The sequence below is a fragment of the Desulforamulus aeronauticus DSM 10349 genome (assembly GCF_900142375.1).
Classification (GTDB): Bacteria; Bacillota; Desulfotomaculia; order Desulfotomaculales; family Desulfotomaculaceae; genus Desulfotomaculum; species Desulfotomaculum aeronauticum.
On sequence record NZ_FRAR01000023.1, the window covers coordinates 42,542 to 56,900 of the forward strand.

General features: G+C 48.9%; 12 protein-coding genes. 5 read left to right on the forward strand and 7 right to left on the reverse strand.

The window, feature by feature from the left end; all coding sequences use genetic code 11:
- Position 1 precedes the first annotated feature (1 nt).
- From BUA78_RS14820 to BUA78_RS14830, 3 genes are read left to right on the forward strand one after another with little or no spacing between them, the layout of a single operon-like run.
- Entirely contained in the window at positions 2–709 is a 708-nt protein-coding gene (locus BUA78_RS14820; protein WP_072916041.1) for an ATP-binding cassette domain-containing protein, read from the forward strand.
- Entirely contained in the window at positions 702–1,832 is a 1,131-nt protein-coding gene (locus BUA78_RS14825) for an ABC transporter permease (protein ID WP_072916044.1), read from the forward strand. Before BUA78_RS14820 ends, BUA78_RS14825 begins: the two co-directional genes overlap by 8 nt.
- A 12-nt stretch (positions 1,833–1,844) precedes the next feature.
- Positions 1,845–3,029, forward strand: a complete 1,185-nt coding sequence (locus BUA78_RS14830) for an ABC transporter permease (RefSeq protein WP_072916046.1) — start codon at positions 1,845–1,847, stop codon at positions 3,027–3,029.
- A 75-nt stretch (positions 3,030–3,104) separates the two neighbouring features.
- On the opposite strand, the gene uvrA is transcribed toward BUA78_RS14830, so the two are convergent.
- Positions 3,105–5,984, reverse strand: coding sequence for an excinuclease ABC subunit UvrA (gene uvrA, locus BUA78_RS14835; protein WP_072916048.1), 2,880 nt, complete (start codon positions 5,982–5,984; stop codon positions 3,105–3,107).
- A 391-nt stretch (positions 5,985–6,375) separates the two neighbouring features.
- Entirely contained in the window at positions 6,376–8,394 is a 2,019-nt protein-coding gene (gene uvrB, locus BUA78_RS14840; protein ID WP_072916051.1) for an excinuclease ABC subunit UvrB, read from the reverse strand.
- Positions 8,395–8,635: 241 nt separating this feature from the next.
- On the opposite strand from uvrB, the gene BUA78_RS14845 reads away from it, so the two are divergent.
- A complete protein-coding gene (locus tag BUA78_RS14845; protein WP_072916053.1) occupies positions 8,636–9,073 on the forward strand; it encodes a hypothetical protein in 438 nt (145 codons plus the stop codon).
- Here BUA78_RS14845 and BUA78_RS14850 read toward each other — a convergent pair.
- A complete protein-coding gene (locus BUA78_RS14850; RefSeq protein ID WP_072916056.1) occupies positions 9,070–9,627 on the reverse strand; it encodes a uracil-DNA glycosylase in 558 nt (185 codons plus the stop codon). The two genes, BUA78_RS14845 and BUA78_RS14850, sit on opposite strands and share 4 nt — an antisense overlap.
- A 139-nt stretch (positions 9,628–9,766) precedes the next feature.
- Between BUA78_RS14850 and BUA78_RS14855 the strand changes: the two genes are divergently transcribed.
- The gene (locus tag BUA78_RS14855; RefSeq protein WP_072916058.1) at positions 9,767–10,030 is read left to right on the forward strand and encodes a DUF3243 domain-containing protein; all 264 of its coding nucleotides are present in this window, start codon (positions 9,767–9,769) and stop codon (positions 10,028–10,030) included.
- Between the two features lie 52 nt (positions 10,031–10,082).
- Here BUA78_RS14855 and BUA78_RS14860 read toward each other — a convergent pair whose 3' ends face one another.
- The 4 genes from BUA78_RS14860 to BUA78_RS14875 form a co-directional block, all read right to left on the reverse strand.
- Positions 10,083–10,277 carry a CooT family nickel-binding protein gene (locus BUA78_RS14860; protein WP_072916059.1) on the reverse strand — a complete coding sequence of 65 codons (195 nt, stop codon included), beginning with the start codon at positions 10,275–10,277 and terminating at the stop codon, positions 10,083–10,085.
- 145 nt (positions 10,278–10,422) lie between these two features.
- Positions 10,423–11,733: a PDZ domain-containing protein gene (locus BUA78_RS14865; RefSeq protein ID WP_072916061.1), complete on the reverse strand. Its 1,311-nt coding sequence runs from the start codon at positions 11,731–11,733 to the stop codon at positions 10,423–10,425.
- Positions 11,734–11,781: 48 nt separating this feature from the next.
- The gene (locus BUA78_RS14870; protein ID WP_238456841.1) at positions 11,782–12,933 is read right to left on the reverse strand and encodes a S41 family peptidase; all 1,152 of its coding nucleotides are present in this window, start codon (positions 12,931–12,933) and stop codon (positions 11,782–11,784) included.
- A gap of 237 nt (positions 12,934–13,170) precedes the next feature.
- Entirely contained in the window at positions 13,171–14,292 is a 1,122-nt protein-coding gene (locus BUA78_RS14875; protein ID WP_072916066.1) for a murein hydrolase activator EnvC family protein, read from the reverse strand.
- Between the last annotated feature and the right edge of the window lie 67 nt (positions 14,293–14,359).

Here is a 14,359-nt window from a genome sequence, read left to right on the forward strand (position 1 = left end):
TATGCAGCCGGTGATTGTTGCCAACGATGTGGTGCAGGTGGTTACGAAAAAAACCGTGCTGAATGGCATCAGCCTACAGGTAAATCGGGGTGAGACCTTGGGTATCTTCGGCACCAAGGGTACCGGTAAAACCACCCTGCTGCATATTCTGGCCGGGTTAGATCGATTTAAGTCCGGTACGGTGGAGATTTTGGGCTATGATGTCCGTAAGAGTGACAAGTATAAAGGTCAATTGGGCCTGGTAACCCAAGAGAAGAGCTTGTTTCAGGAACTCAAGGTGGCTGAAAATCTGGATTTTATTGCCACACTACGGGGCGGTAACCGGACTGTCTTGGAGCGTCTGGTGACCCAATTGAAACTACAGGAACTGTTGGCAGAGCCGGTCAGTACTCTGGATAACGGTTTGTATCAGCGAGTCGCCCTGGCCTGTGCCCTGCTCCACCAGCCCACCGTGCTGATTGCCGATGAGTTAATTAAGGATATTGATCTAGCATCCCGACACTTAATCTTACTTACAATCCGTCAGTTTTTGCAGGAGGGCGGTACGCTGGTTTGCGGCTTTAGTAACCTGGATTATGCCCATCAACTGAATCGGGTGGCCTGGCTTGCTGACGGTACATTGAATTTTTATAGCCCGGCCGAACTAGAGGCTGAGTGGCAACGACAAATTCGGGAGTATGCTGGGCTAAGCGGTGAAAGACATGATTAAGGCCTTGCTGGTGCGGGAGCTTACCTATCTGTGGCGGGACCGGGGTCTGCGCAACATTTTGCTCTTTGGACCTCTATTGGGAATACTGATTTTTTATGTCACCTATAGCGCCCAAATTTTAACAGTCATCCCCACGGCGGTGGTGGATTTAGATCGTTCCTCCGCCAGCCGCGATTTAGTAACCAAGATCAGTCAGGCCGAGTATTTGCAGATTGTGGCCCAGCCCGCCAGTGCCCCGGAGGCCGAAGAACTTATCCGACGGGGGGATGTCTTGGTGACGGTGGTGATTCCCGAGGATTTTGGCCGTCATCTGACCCTGGGACGGCAGACCAGTGTGTATATTGGCATCGACGGCAGTAATATGATTTATTCCACCAATGCCACCACCGCCGCCTTGACAGTGGCTAAGACGGTCAGTGCCGAAGCCGGGGTAAAAGCTCTGATGGCTCGGGGGTTGCCCCGGGAACAGGCTAAGAGTGCCTATCAAAGGGTGACCCTGCAAGAGGAACCCTGGTTTAATCCTACTTTAAATTATGCTTACTTTTTGGTGCTGGCCTTGATCCTCAATATTTGGCAGCAGTGTTGCACCTTGGCAGCGGCTACGAATATTATTAGTGAGACCGGACGGCCCAGTTGGACCCAGTTTAAGCTGGCTGGGTTGTCGAAATGGACCCTCTTTGTCAGTAAATCGGTGGTCCATATTGGGGTATTTATGCTCCTAATCTTGCCGATCTACGGTATTTGCTTTGGTTTGCTAAAACTTCCCCTGCATGGCAGTTGGTTGTTGCTGCTGCTCTTTACGCTGGTGTTTGCCATCGCCTTGCATAGTGTAGGCACCTTGGCCTCCAGCTTTGCCCGTAATCCGGTGGATTCCACTCGCTTTGGTATGATTATTGCCTTGCCTTCTTTCATTTTATCTGGTTACGGCTGGCCCCTGGAGGCCATGCCTAGCTTTGTTCAGAGTGTGGTAAAGCTGTTGCCCCAGACTTGGTTTTTCCAAGGCCTCAATTACTTCACCTTCAAAGACCCGGGCTGGCTCTTTGCCCGACACTATTTTGTGGCCCTGGGCTTGATTGCAGTGGTTTGCTATAGTGGGGCAGCCGTCATCACCAGCCGTAAGTAAGGGGGGCTTTTTTTGAGACGAATAATAAATATCGCTTATTACGAGACATTGATTATTTTTAAGGATCGCATTCTAGTGCTGATGCTTTTTTTAGTGCCCTTGCTCTACGCTGCGGTTTTTGGGTTGGTCTATGTGAAGGGAATTTTAAATGATGTGCCCCTGGCTATTGTGGATCTAGATCATTCCAAATCCAGCCGGCAGGTGGTAACCGCCTTTGAGAATAGCCCCCGCTTTCAGCGGGTATCGGGTATCGAAACCTATGCGCAGTTAGAGCAGGCCATGCGGCAGGGTAAGGTACGGGCCGGTGTGGTTATCCCCGAACGGTTTGAACTGCAACAACAGCAGCAGCAACCCAGCCAATTGTTAACGGTGTACGATGCTTCTAATTTACTTTGGGGCTACAACACCCGCAAGTATTTACGAGAAGTCATTACCGATTTTAATAGTGGACAGACAGCTAAGTATTTAGCAGGGTTGGGCATGTCCGAACAACAAATACGTGGTGTGATGAATACCGTCAATTGTAATTATGAGGTGTGGTACAACCCCACCTTCAGCTATGCCACGTATTTTTACACGGGCCTATTGTTGATGGTCATCCATCAGATTTGCCTGCTAAGCATCAGCCTATCTGTGACCCGGGATAAGGAGCGCCATACCTGGGTACAGTTTCTCAGCTCTCCTTTACCCAGCTGGCAGATTTTTGCCGGTAAGGCGCTGCCTTATTTTATTGTCAACTTTTTTAACTACACTCTGTTGCTTTGGGTGGCAGCTCATTTTGTCCACGCAAAGATTGAGGGGTCACTAGGGTTGGTAATACTCTTTGGGCTATTGTTTGATGTAATTATTACTTCTTTTGGCTTTTTTATCTCTTACGTAGCACCCAATTCTCTGCAGGTAACCCGCTATCTAATGCTCGTTTCGGTGCCGGCCTTCATCACCTCCGGCTTTACCTGGCCTCAGACGCATATTCCTTTGGCCATCAACGCCCTGGCCAACCTAATGCCCTACACCTGGATGTCCGAGGCCTTTCGGATGATTACCTTAAAAAACCTACCCCTCAGCTACCTGCTAACTCACTTGGCAGTGCTAGGAGGCATGTCCGTGGTAGGCCTAGCTCTATCCAGCACCTTCAGCAAACAGCGCAAGCCACCTCAACATAGCGGTGTGTTAGTAAATAGTGGTACAAAATACTAGGATAATACTATAGAAGGAATAAGTAAAAGGCCCTGGCTTGCTTCATGCAAACCAGGGCCTTTTACTGATCTAAACTCAAGCATTGACAATCAATAACTGTGGTAATTCCCCTTTTTCCAGAGAGGCTACGGTTCTTTGACGATCCCGTTCCAACACAGGTTTTAAGAATTGACCCGTGTATGAGTCTGCTACCTGGCAAATTTCCTCCGGAGTACCGACGGCCACTAGGGTGCCTCCTTTGTCGCCGCCCTCGGGACCAAGATCAATAATATGGTCGGCGGTTTTGATAACATCCAGGTTGTGTTCGATAACCACCACGGTGCTGCCGTTATCCACCAAGCGATGCAATACTTCCAGCAACTGGGCAATGTCAGCAGTGTGTAGTCCGGTGGTGGGCTCATCCAGAATGTAGATGGTGCCTCCGTTACTGCGGCGGCTTAGCTCGGTAGCCAGTTTCACCCGCTGGGCTTCCCCACCGGAGAGTTCCGGTGCCGGTTGGCCTAAGCGAATATAGCCCAACCCTACATCTTGTAAGGTTTTTAGCCTACGATGAATCTTGGGGATGTTGGCAAAGAAGTCCACCGCTTCATCCACTTCCATGTTTAGTACATCGGCAATACTTTTCCCTTTATACTTAACTTCCAGAGTTTCCCGGTTATAGCGCAGGCCTTTGCAGATCTCGCAGGGCACATAAACATCCGGCAGGAAGTGCATTTCGATTTTTATAATGCCATCCCCTTGGCAGGCCTCGCAGCGGCCACCCTTCACATTAAAGCTGAAGCGTCCGGGTTTGTAACCTCGCACCTTGGCCTCGGGCATTTGGGTGAACAGTTCCCGAATGTCACCAAATACCCCGGTATAGGTGGCTGGGTTGGAGCGGGGTGTCCGACCAATGGGGGATTGGTTTACATCAATGACCTTCTCCAGATGTTCAATCCCTTGGATAGCCGTATGCTCGCCCGGCTTGTCCTTGGCCCGGTGCAGTTTATGAGCCAGGGACTTGTAGAGTATCTCATTAATGAGGGTACTTTTACCGGAGCCAGAAACCCCGGTAATGGCAACGAATTGCCCCAAAGGAATCTCCACGTTAATTCCCTTCAGGTTATTTGCCGCTGCCCCCTGAATAATTAGTTTTTGTCCTTTCCCCTCGCGATAGTTGAGAGGCACCGGAATAAACTTTTTGCCGCTTAGATACTGACCGGTGAGAGATTCCGGCACCTCCATTAATTCTTGCATGGTGCCCGCTGCCACTACTTCACCACCATGGCGGCCAGCTCTGGGACCGATATCAATCACATGATCCGCCACCCGAATGGTGTCTTCGTCGTGCTCCACCACAATCAGGGTATTGCCCAGATCACGCAAACGTTTCAAGGTGGTAATGAGTCTTTCGTTATCCCGCTGGTGCAGGCCAATGCTGGGTTCATCTAAAATGTAGAGCACACCCATCAGGCCGGAGCCAATTTGGGTGGCTAAACGAATACGCTGAGCTTCCCCCCCGGACAGGGTTCCGGCGGCACGACCTAAGGTAAGGTAATTTAAACCTACATTCACCAGGAAACCTAGACGTTCATTAATCTCTTTGAGAATCTGCCTAGCGATAAGCTGCTCCCTTGAGGTCAAGTCCAAATTACGGAAAAAGTGTAGTGACTCCAGCACCGGTAGAGCGGTTATGTCGGAGATATCTTTCCCCCCTACCTTTACCGCCAGAGCTTCGGGCCTTAACCTAGCCCCCCGGCAACTGGGGCAAGGCTTACTGCTCATGTACTTTTCAAACTCTTCCCGCATGGATTCCGACTGGGTTTCCCGGTAGCGGCGAGAAAGGTTACCGATAATCCCCTCAAAGGGAACCTCGTACCGATGAACATGGCCGTAGCTATCGGTATAGTTAAATTTGACCTTTTCGTTGCCAGTACCGTGAAGGATTACTTTCATCTGTTTGGGTGTTAGTTCTTCCATCGGGGTATCTAGACTAAATTCGTATTTCTCAGCCAAGCCGGATAGGTAGGCCGCCGCGATACTTCCTTTATGCCAGCCTTCAATGGCCCCTTCCCGAATGCTCTTTTTTTGATCGGGAATAATTAAATCCGGATCGAATTCGTGATTAAAGCCCAGTCCTGTGCACTCCGGGCAAGCTCCGTGAGGGTTGTTAAAGGAGAACAGCCGGGGACTAATCTCGCTAATGTTGACGCCACAATCGGTGCAGGCAAAGTTCTCGGAAAAAGTAAACTCTTCCCCGTCTACCACCGCAGCAATGGCCACTCCTTCGCTTTGTTTCAAAGCAGTTTCCATGGAATCAGCCAGCCTCTTCTCGCTACCGGGCCGGATAACGATACGATCCACAACAATTTCGATGGTATGCTTCTTTTTCTTATCCAACTGAGGTGGTTCGGTAACATCATAAATCTCTCCGTTCACTCGGACTCGTACGAAACCGTTGCGCCGGATATCTTCAAAGATCTTTACATGTTCACCCTTTTTCCCCCGTATCACCGGCGCCAGCAACATAAGCTTGGTGCTTTCAGGCAGAACCATTAGTTGATCTACCATCTGCTGCACCGTCTGCTGGGCAATGGGCTGGCCACACTTAGGGCAGTGGACTCTGCCCGCTCGGGCAAACAGCAACCTTAGATAATCGTAGATTTCCGTCACAGTACCCACGGTGGAACGAGGATTGTGGCTGGTGGTTTTCTGGTCAATAGAAATAGCCGGAGAAAGTCCCTCAATGTAGTCCACATCGGGCTTGGTCATCTGCCCCAGAAACTGTCTGGCATAGGCAGAAAGGGACTCCACATAGCGCCGCTGACCCTCGGCGTAGATGGTATCAAAGGCTAAGGAAGACTTGCCGGAACCGGACAAACCGGTAATAACCACCAACTTGTCCCGGGGAATTTCCACATCGATGTTTTTAAGGTTATGGGAACGGGCACCTTTGATTAGGATTTTGTCTTGCATCGTAGTTACTCCTTATTTAGTTGCCGTAGGCCGTAAGCCATGGGCCTTAGACTTTTGAGTTTTGTCTTATGTTTTTAGGGACAATTCAATATTACTATACTTGATACGCAAGGAAAAAACAACGCTTAACAGAACATTTGTACGATATTTGTAAGATTTACCATGACCCCGGGTGCCAAGGGGACGGTTCTTTTGACACCTTTCAAGCAAACAGTTAGCCCCATAGTTCCGCACCGGAAGGTATTCCGCCGCGGTCCCGTTTGCGCTGATCAACGCCGCCGAACGCGCTACTTCGCTTATGGAATTGCCAGTCCACCTTCTTACTTGTAGTTTTTCAACAAACTGAAGCACCCTTTGGGGTGCTTCGTGGCTAGCGACTGACGGCTAGGTCTTAATACTCCACTTCCGGTATCGCCGGCTTAATATCCTTCTCTCCCCTAAGTTGTAGCCTTAGTTCTATCATGGCATCCCTAAGCTGGGCAGCTCGTTCGAATTCCAGGTGTTTGGCGGATTCTTTCATTTCTTTTTCCAGCTTAGCCAGCATCTTTTTGATGTCGGTTTTAGTCATTTTGCCCGCTTTGGATTGCGCTACATAGGGAGCTTTTTCCTCGGCGGCCCGGGTGGCTTCGATAACATCCCGTACAGCCTTGCGGATTGTTTCGGGGGTGATGTTGTGAACACGATTGTACTCCGTTTGAATCTTGCGCCGGCGGTCGGTCTCACCAATGGCCTTCTTCATGGAGTCGGTCATTTTGTCAGCATACATAATCACCCGGCCTTCCGAGTTTCGGGCAGCCCGGCCGATGGTCTGAATGAGGGAACGTTCGGAGCGAAGGTAGCCTTCTTTATCTGCATCCAGAATGGTTACCAGGCTTACTTCCGGCAGATCCAGACCCTCCCGCAGCAGGTTAATACCCACCAGTACATCGAAGGTGCCCAGTCGGAGGTCCCGCAGGATCTCCATACGTTCAATGGTTCCAATATCCGAGTGTAGGTAACGGACCCGTACACCGTTTTCTTTAAAGTAATCGGTTAAGTCTTCCGCCATCTTCTTCGTGAGGGTGGTCACCAACACCCGTTCGTCCCGCTCCACGGTATGGCGAATCTCACCCAGCAGATCGTCAATTTGTCCTTTGGTTGGCCGTACTGTGATTTTAGGATCAATGAGGCCGGTGGGGCGGATAATCTGCTCTACCACCTGCTGTTGGTGCTTAAACTCATAATTGCCAGGAGTAGCCGAAACATAAACGATTTGATTGACCTTCTCCTCAAATTCCTGAAATTTGAGGGGACGGTTATCCAAAGCAGAGGGTAAGCGGAAGCCGAATTCCACCAGGTTGGTCTTACGGGCGCGGTCCCCTTCGTACATCCCGCCAATTTGCGGCACTGCCACATGGGACTCGTCAATGATTAACAGCCAATCCTCGGGAAAAAAGTCCAGCAGAGTAAAGGGTGCTTCGCCGGGAGCACGACCGGTTAAATGTCGGGAATAATTTTCGATGCCGGAGCAAAAACCTATTTCTGACATCATTTCCAGATCGTAGCGGGTGCGCTGCTCCAACCGCTGAGCCTCCAGTAGTTTTTCGGCATCCCGCAGTTCTTTGAGCCGTTTTTCCAGTTCCTCTTCAATCGTCACCATAGCTCGCTTCATACTATCTTCATCCGTCACAAAGTGGCTGGCGGGAAAAACCGCAATATGCTGCCGCTGGCCCATGATTTCACCGGTAAGCACGTCCACTTCCAGCAGCCGCTCCACTTCATCGCCAAACATCTCAACCCGCAACGCCCTTTCACTGGCGTTGGCCGGGAAGATTTCAATCACGTCTCCCCGCACGCGGAATTTGCCCCGGGTAAAATTGATGTCGTTCCGTTCGTATTGAATATCCACCAGTTTGCGCAAAATGGCCTCACGATCGTAGGTGCCGCCTACCCGCAGGGATAAAAGCAAGCTGCGGTATCTTTCCGGGTTACCTAAGCCGTAGATACAGGAAACACTGGCCACGATAATCACATCCCGCCGCTCAAACAGAGCGGTGGTGGCGGAGTGGCGCAGTTTATCGATTTCATCGTTGAGGGAGGAATCCTTTTCAATATAGGTATCAGTATGCGGTATATAAGCCTCGGGTTGGTAGTAATCGAAATAACTAACGAAATATTCCACCGAGTTTTCCGGGAAAAATTCTTTCATCTCGCTGCACAGTTGGGCTGCCAACGTTTTATTCGGTGCCAAGATAAGGGTAGGTCGCTGCTCCTGCTGTATGATATTGGCCATGGTAAAGGTCTTACCGGTACCGGTGGCCCCTAGCAGTACCTGGTGCTTTAACCCCTGTTGCAGTCCCTGAACAAGTTGCTCAATAGCTCTGGGCTGATCCCCTCTGGGCTTAAATTCGGATTTTAGATTAAATTCCAAGTTTATCACCCGCTTTCTGTCATCCTTATTATTATAACATTCTGGTCAAGATAAGAAACCTGCCAGAAAATCCAGTTTTTATTAAAAAGGATGAACAAAACCCGCAAAAGCCTTCTTTAAGATTACCCCACCCTGCAAACAAACGTTTGTTTTTTTATTAAAGCTTCATTATATTGGTAAATTTTATGCTATAATGGGGTAACAATATTGTCCCTCCAGTAGTTGTAAAGGAGGATAATGAATGAGCGAGGAACGTTTGGAGCGCCTGGAAAACATGGTGGGTGACCTGATTCGGATTGTCGGCCATACCAATTCTCTTTTGGAAGAAGTAAATACTCGGGTCATTCGTCTGGAAGAAAAGGTTGATCATTTGGAAGTTAGCATGGGGAATCTTGAGTTACGGATGGATCGGCTGGAGTCCCGCGTGGATCAGCTGGAGTCTCGGATGGACCAGTTGGAATCCAATATGGATCAGTTGGGGTCTCGCACGGATCAATTGGAATCCCGCATGGATCAGCTGGAAGCACGATTAAATCACTTAGCAGCAGACTTAGACTCCTTGCGGAAAGAAGGGAATAATCGTTTTCCGGAGGTGGACGCTCGGCTAGATTTTATCTATGAAAAATTAATGGAACATGAGCAAAAATTATATCACTTGAAAAAGACTGCTGTCCGTTAGGGCAGCAGTCTTTGATATTCCTCTTGAATCATCTGAAAGTCTTCCCAGACCGGTCGTCTTTTAGTAGGGTCCCGCAGCACCGCTGCCGGGTGATAGGTGGGCATAATTTTAATACCGCTCCGGCTCTCCAGCCACTGCCCACGCATTTTGGTAATGCGCGCTTCGGAACTAATTAGGTTCTGCAGTGCGGTGCTGCCCAGCAGTACAATAATACCCGGATTTACCAGCTCAATCTGACGATATAAATAGGGCAGGCAGGCCACGGCTTCTGTACGGCTGGGTACCCGGTTATTGGGGGGACGGCATTTCACAATGTTGGCAATATAAACATCCTCTCTGGTCAGATAAATGGCTGCCAAAATCCGATCCAAAAGTTGACCGGCCCGCCCGACAAAAGGAATCCCCTGCTCATCCTCGTCTTTACCAGGCCCCTCGCCGATCATCATTAATTTGGCCTGGGGATTTCCCACCCCGAACACCAACTTATTTCTACCCTCCGCCAAACCACACCGGGTGCACTGCCGCATATCCGAAGCCAATTGCTCTAAACTCATCATTCAAACCTCCTGCCATAATGATAGAACAAAGCCCCTGCTGTGGCAACCGACATGTATAAAAACTAGCTCTCCTGCCAAACTATAGATGAAATTAATGGTTGATCTGCCACTAGAACCATAAGGAGGAAAAATAGCTATGCTGGATCTAAGTAAAGCTAACACAAGTTGGGACAATTGGAAGAAGTATCTGAGCCAGGCTATGGAGTTTGCCGAGGAATTAGGGATTTCCAGGGAGAAAGTTCAGGGTTATGCCATGACTGCCGGTGCCATTCTGGCCGACAATGTACAGCCTGCAAATCCTGAGCAAAAGGTTCTTAAAGAGCTGTGGGATGTCGCCGATCGGGAAGAACAAGAAGTTATTGCCCGGCTGATGACCAAACTGGCCAGCCGTTCCCGTTAAAATTAGTAGACCACGTGGTGAAAAACTCCACGTGGTCTTTTGCTTTACGGGTCTAGTCCTCTAGCTTTTCCAGATAAATTTTGTGATCCACCAAGGACAACTCCTGAATCCGTGCCTTGATATGCTTCCGGTGACCAAAGATATCTTCTAGCAACAACCCATCCCCCACCGGAATTATCCTATCTACATTTTCCAGTATCAACTCTTCCTGCTGCCCGCTGCGAATATAGGCATTTGCTTCACACATATTGTTCACCTTCCTGTCAACGTTTCTACTACCCCTTACTAATTCAATGAGCGCTTGCGCGAATTGTGCGCCAAAATGCGAGCGCTTTAGCGCCTACACTGTGCATTTTGTGTGCATCGCGCCGCAAGCTTTTTGTCAAACGCCCTTAAGGGCGTTTGCATAAACGGTTGAGCCAGCGACTAATGGGGCCTTGGGTGGATAGTTCCATATAGTTCCCTTCATTTCCTTCTGGCACAGGCAACAACCCCAACATTTGTTTATCTAAAAACTCTACACCCTCGCGAATAAGCAGCTTTTCCCTTTGAGAGTAATAGGTTATTTGCAGACCCTGGTAAACCCCCAAGGCAAATTCCAAGCCCTGGCGGCTATCCACCGACATACCATTCACTTCTACAATAATATCCCCGGAACGAATACCGGCCTGCCAAGCGGGGTAGCCGGGAATAACATCCAACACTTTTACACCCTGGGGACTAGCCTGGTAAATGGGATTACTAAGTTCCATCCTTTTCCCCAGATGGATTACCAGTTCGTGACCCAGGGGAGCAAACAATGCCGCCACAAAGCCAATCGCAGGTGTCCGATCCGCTAACACAGCCAAGGCCAACAACGCCAAACTATATAAGCCTAGGATAACAGAGGAAATTCTCGCCTTTTGCACCGGTGTCCGGGCGGCCGCCAGATCACCATAGCCCAGGCCAGCAATCACCGGCATGAGAGAATAAATAATATGCTCAAACTTACCTAAGTTTTCCCGAAGTAACGGCCACCAATCCCCGGGTACAATAAATAAAATATCCTGGGTATTAAAGCTACTTTTTCCTTGGCGAACTAACTCCAGCCAATCAGACATGCTGATCAAACCACTGGGTCCATTGGTATGCCCCACCACTACCAAGGCAGCCATGGGTATGGGCCAAAACTTCTGCAGAGCAAAGCCACCCACCACTTTTCCCTCGCTATTTTTAAAGTAGGTAGGTACCGCCCCCAGGTGTCCGCTGACTAAAATCAAAAAGGCCTCCACCATATGTAAAATCGCCACTAGGCCCAATATTTGCGGTACCCGGATATCCGGCCAGCCAAACAACAGTGAACTTAAGGCCAAGATACCTCCAGCGTAGGCAAAGCACATAAATCTTACATCAATCAACATTAGTAAGATGGCTAAAGGCCACAGATAGATTAGACCGGAACCAGAAAGACTTAGTCCGACAAAAATCATCAAATAACTGGCCAATATTCCACCCAGGAGCCCCAGCACAACGCTTATAAGAACATCCCGCCAAATTCCCTTGGGCTTAAGACCAAAAAATCTCTCCTTTGCCTTGCCGATACGGTAATACTGCAAAGCAACAATGGCCACCACTAGTAAAAAAAGATTACTGAGATCGGTTTCTGTAAACACCGTTGCCAAGGTTTCCGCCAACAACGGTGTAATATCAGCAAAGGGAAACATGCGAAAACACCCACCCTATGGATAACGAAATAGACAATCGTTATTGTTCTACTTATGAATTTTCTCCCGGATCAAAGCAATTGCCTTATCAAGTTGCGGATCTTCTTTGGCATCGGGGGCTTGTTCAATTACGATATCCGGGGTAATACCCTTCTTATGAATATCATTTTTGTTAGGGGTTAGATATCTGGCAGTGGTCAGCTTAAGCCCCGCACCGTTATCCAGCGGGAAGACCGTTTGCACCACACCCTTGCCAAAGGTCCGGGTGCCCACCAGAGTACCCACTTTGGCATCCTTCACCGCCCCAGCCAAAATTTCAGCCGCACTGGCACTCCCTTTGTTCACCAACAACACCAGAGGCAGGTTCAAATGATCCGGTTCCGCATAGAAGGTATGGTCCCGGCCAATACGGTAGTCAATGTGGACAATGGGTCCTTTGTTCAGGAATTGATCAGCAATCATGATCGCCGAGTTCAGTTCTCCACCAGGATTATCTCTAAGATCTAGGATCAGACCTTCCAGGCCCTCCTGGCGTAGTTCCTCCAGCGTCTTTACCAGCTCATTGCCGGTGTTTTCGGTAAACTGGCTGATTATAATATAGCCAATATTATTTTCATTGGACAGCATCTCCCCCTCTACAGTGGGGACACTAATTTCTTTCCGTACCAGCTCTTTGGGGAAGGGATCCTTCACGCCCTCTCGAGAAATGGTTAGCGTGACGGTGGAACCCACTGGTCCCCGCATGAGATTAACAGCCGTGTCTGTGTCCATATCCTTGGTTTTCTGGTCGCCAATGGCAATAATAACATCCCCCTCTTTAATGCCAGCTTCGGCAGCCGGGGTATTGGCAAAGGGTTTCACGACGGTTAAATAGTGATCCTTCACACCTACCAATACGCCAATACCACCAAAGGAGCCGCGAATTTGTTCCTGCAGGGAGGAGTAGGTTGTTTTATCCAAATAAACGGAGTAAGGGTCATCTAAGGATTCCACCGCCCCTTTAATGGCTCCCTCCACCAGCTTTTCTGGAGCTGTCTCAAACAGATACTGACTTTTAACCAGGGTAACCACCTTAACTAAATTTCCCAGGCCCTTGTAGTTCCCTGCCACCGTCACACCAAGCAACAGCACAACAACAAACAACACCGAGACCAGAACAACAGCCATTCTACCCCAGAAGGCCCATGAATTTCGTCTCACAATAACACCTGCCCACTCTTTTTCGTTACACATGTATTATACTACAAAACAACGTTAGAAATTACAAACACTTTTCCAATTATTGGCTTATGCCTTGGGGTAATCATTCAATGAGCGCTTGCGCATTTTGTGTGCATCGCGCCGCGGCGTTTAAATAAAAAGCCGGAGGTTTCCCGGCTTTACTTTACACTTTCAAATATAGGAATCCTATTGATGAAAGTATACAAAAGCTAGGCTTTACAAATAGTTATGGGGGCTAACCGGTGTACCATCCTTCCGTACTTCAAAGTGTAAATGCGGACCGCTGGACACGCCGGTGCTGCCAACCTTAGCAATGACCGAACCCTTGGTTACAGCCTGGCCTTTACTGACCAACTGAGCAGAACAATGGCCATATAGGCTTACCACGCCACCACCATGATCAAGCATTACCACTTTGCCGTAGCCGGTCATAGTGGCCGAGTAAATAACTGTGCCATCAGCTGGAGCAAGGATGTTAACTCCGGTGGGTGCCGGGATATCAATGCCAGCGTGGAAACGTGGTTGCTTTAAAATGGGGTGAATGCGATTGCCGAAGGGGGAAGATATCCCTGTATGACCTGGCAGTGGCCAACTAAAGACACCCCCGGCATAGTTGCCACCCTTTTTAGCATTCTCCAAGGCAATCTGCCGGAGGATATTTTCTTCCTGGGCCTCCAGACGATCCACTTCCGCAGCTGTTTGTTTTAAATCCTGCTTGGCTTCCTTTAGCAACGATTCTTTTTCTTGCTGGGCTTTGGCCAGGGACTGTTTCACCATTTCCTGCTCATTTTTTAATGCGGCAATCTGCTGGGCCCTGGTTTCCAAAGCACTTTTATATTCTTCAATTTGCTTTTTTTCTACCGTAATACGATCTACCACGGACTTGTCACTCTGTACCATCCGCAACAGAAACTCCAGGCGGTTGGTAAAATCTCCAAAGCTGCCGGCGTTTAATAAAACCTCCAGATAACTAACCGGGCCACCTTGGTACATCCCCTTGACCCGCTTTTTGAGTTGCTCGTTACTGTCATCCAAGCGTTTCTCAGCCTCGGCCAGATCCTTTTTGGTTTCTTGCAGTCGGCTAACAGCACTGCTCAAAGTTCCCTGCAGGTCTTTAATCTGCTGGTTCTTCTGCTGAATAGAATTGTTAATACTAACGATTTGTTGGGTGTAATCCTTAACAACTTTTTGTTGCTTCTGTTCCTGATTCTTCTTCTGATTAATTTGACTACGCACATCGTTTAGTTGCTGATCCATAGCTGTGTTTGCTAATACCGGTGATGCTGTCAGCAACAGCCCCAGGATCAGGACAATTCTCTGGGTCCATCTACCTCGCACCGACTATCAACTCCAAATCATTCATATCGTTAAACTTTTAAAAACTTGCGTAAAAAAGCAACTTCCC

Coding starts and splice junctions, on each gene's coding strand:
- BUA78_RS14820 (WP_072916041.1), top strand. CDS start 2: ATGCAGCCGGTGATTGTTGCCAACGATGTGGTGCAGGTGGTTACGAAA.
- BUA78_RS14825 (WP_072916044.1), top strand. CDS start 702: ATGATTAAGGCCTTGCTGGTGCGGGAGCTTACCTATCTGTGGCGGGAC.
- uvrA (WP_072916048.1), bottom strand. CDS start 5,984: ATGCAAGACAAAATCCTAATCAAAGGTGCCCGTTCCCATAACCTTAAA.
- BUA78_RS14845 (WP_072916053.1), top strand. CDS start 8,636: ATGAGCGAGGAACGTTTGGAGCGCCTGGAAAACATGGTGGGTGACCTG.
- BUA78_RS14850 (WP_072916056.1), bottom strand. CDS start 9,627: ATGAGTTTAGAGCAATTGGCTTCGGATATGCGGCAGTGCACCCGGTGT.
- BUA78_RS14855 (WP_072916058.1), top strand. CDS start 9,767: ATGCTGGATCTAAGTAAAGCTAACACAAGTTGGGACAATTGGAAGAAG.
- BUA78_RS14860 (WP_072916059.1), bottom strand. CDS start 10,277: ATGTGTGAAGCAAATGCCTATATTCGCAGCGGGCAGCAGGAAGAGTTG.
- BUA78_RS14865 (WP_072916061.1), bottom strand. CDS start 11,733: ATGTTTCCCTTTGCTGATATTACACCGTTGTTGGCGGAAACCTTGGCA.